The following is a 1,558-nucleotide window of genomic DNA, read 5'->3' on the forward strand; positions in this document are numbered from 1 at the left end:
CTAGGCAGTATGACTTCACGCGAGGTAGACGGCTGGCCTGCCATGAGGAATCAAACGCGGGTTAGCATTACTGCCAGAGCCGCACGGTGTGGACGGTGCCACACCCGGCGATTTCCCGCACGGAGGCCAGCATGGAACACGATAGCACGCTATACGTCGGCCTGGACGTTCACAAGGATTCGATCACGGTAGCGTACGCGCTCGGTTCGGGCGAGGTCGAACTGCTTGGCAAGATCGGGACGACGCAGACCGACATCGATCGCCTGTGCAAACGCCTGCAGTCCAAAGCACGCCGCATACGCGTCGTCTACGAAGCGGGTCCGTGCGGTTATGGGCTCTATCGTCAGCTCGTGCAGAAGGGCTTTGACTGCATGGTGTGCGCACCGTCACTGATTCCCAGAAAGCCCGGCGAGCGCGTCAAGACTGACCGGCGCGACGCCATAAAACTCGTGCGGTTGCTCCGCACCGGCGACCTGTCGGCCGTCTACGTGCCCACCGTAGACGATGAAGCGTTCCGTGATCTGGCACGTGCGTGGGTAAGCGCCAAAGACGATATGAAGCGTGCACGACAACGCCTGAAGGCCTTCCTGCTCTCACATGGTGTGCGCTATGTGGGGCGTGCCGACTGGGGGGCCGCGCACCGTCGCTGGGTAAGCGCATTTTCATTTGACAACCTTTGGCAGCAACTCGCGCTCGACGAGCTTCGGCGCACGATTGAGGACCGCCTCGCGCAATGCGAGCGTCTTGAAGCCGCCCTGCGCGAGGCGGTCCTCAACTGGCGCTTCTATCCGGCGGTCCTCGGCCTGCAGGCCATGCGCGGTGTGCAGTTCACTACGGCCGTGGGCATGCTCGCCGAGCTAGGCGATCTCTCACGCTTCGCGCACCCGCGCCAGCTGATGGCTTGGCTCGGGGTTACCCCGTCAGAACATTCCTCCGGCAACAAACGGCGCCAGGGCAGCATCACCAAGACGGGTAACAGCTACGCAAGAAAGTTGTTAGTCGAGGCTGCGTGGAGCTACCGATACCCGGCACGTGTGAGCCCCGAGATTCAGCGGCGACATGAAGGCATCCCCAAGCCCATCATCGATCGCGCCTGGGACGCGCAGACGCGATTGTGTCGGCGCTATCGCAAGCTCATCGCCCGTGGTAAGGAGAAGAACATCGCGGTGGTCGCCGTCGCCCGCGAACTCAGCGGCTTCATCTGGGACATCAGCCAGCTGGCGATGTCGCTCGCTGTACCACACGAGGTGCACGCGGCGTAGTGCAACACCTGAATCCACTTGACCTCACCATAACCACTGGAGGAAGAGTTTCCTGAAGGCGGCGTAGCCCGGCATGCGAGTAACCCGCGCGCGGACTACGCAACGGACAACATCCGATTTGCGGCTCTAGATAGCGGCAGGCTCGTTGGACGGACCTCTGTAATGCGGTAGCCAACCCGCGAATATCAGTGTGATCGACCGTCGAGATTTACTGCTACGTCGCCCTCAGGAAATTCACATGACATGTACTCGAGAAGCAGAAAACCGATCCCCATTGACTCGTGAAGTCATATCAG

The 1,558-nt window shown here is 61.0% G+C and carries 1 protein-coding gene; it reads left to right on the forward strand.

Annotated features, from left to right (window positions below):
* Positions 1 to 131 precede the first annotated feature (131 nt).
* The gene (locus AB4Y44_RS42275; protein WP_368702799.1) at positions 132 to 1,262 is read left to right on the forward strand and encodes an IS110 family transposase; all 1,131 of its coding nucleotides are present in this window, start codon (positions 132 to 134) and stop codon (positions 1,260 to 1,262) included.
* Positions 1,263 to 1,558 lie beyond the last annotated feature (296 nt).

Origin of the sequence: Paraburkholderia sp. BR10937 (assembly GCF_040965695.1) — a bacterium.
Lineage (GTDB): Bacteria > Pseudomonadota > Gammaproteobacteria > Burkholderiales > Burkholderiaceae > Paraburkholderia.